Source organism: Achromobacter sp. D7-1 (genome assembly GCF_059760445.1).
This window is the reverse complement of sequence record NZ_JCBAMT010000177.1, coordinates 1-594: the sequence shown is the minus strand read 5'-3', so window position 1 is coordinate 594 and position 594 is coordinate 1. Positions and strand designations below refer to the sequence as shown.

The 594-nt window shown below is 64.1% G+C and carries 1 protein-coding gene; it reads left to right on the top strand.

Annotated features, from left to right (window positions below; translation table 11 throughout):
• Positions 1–594, top strand: a 594-nt coding sequence (locus tag AC6LKD_RS32660; protein ID WP_498118547.1) for an electron transfer flavoprotein subunit beta/FixA family protein, incomplete at both ends; no start/stop codon positions are given.

The following is a 594-nucleotide window of genomic DNA, read 5'->3' as shown; positions in this document are numbered from 1 at the left end:
CGCGTCGTTGACTACAACGTCAAGGTGCGCGTCAAGTCTGATCAAACCGGCGTGGATATCGCCAATGTGAAGATGTCCATGAACCCCTTTGACGAGATTGCCGTCGAGGAAGCGACCCGCCTGAAGGAGAAGGGCGCGGTGGCCGAGGTCGTGGCGGTTTCTTGCGGCGTTGCGCAATGCCAGGAAACGCTGCGCACGGCCATGGCCATCGGCGCCGACCGCGGCGTGCTGGTCCAGACCGATGCCGAGCTGCAGCCGCTGGCCGTGGCCAAGCTGTTGAAGGCGCTGGTCGACAAGGAACAGCCGCAGCTGGTGATCCTGGGCAAGCAAGCCATCGACGACGACGCCAACCAGACCGGCCAGATGCTGGCCGCGCTGCTGGACTGGCCGCAAGCCACGTTCGCCAGCAAGGTCGAGCTGGCCGACGGCAAGGTTACGGTCACGCGCGAAGTCGACGGCGGCCTGGAAACGCTGACCTTGAAGCTGCCGGCCATCGTCACCACCGACCTGCGCCTGAACGAGCCGCGCTACGTCACGCTGCCCAACATCATGAAGGCCAAGAAGAAGCAACTGGACACCGTCACCCCTGAAGAG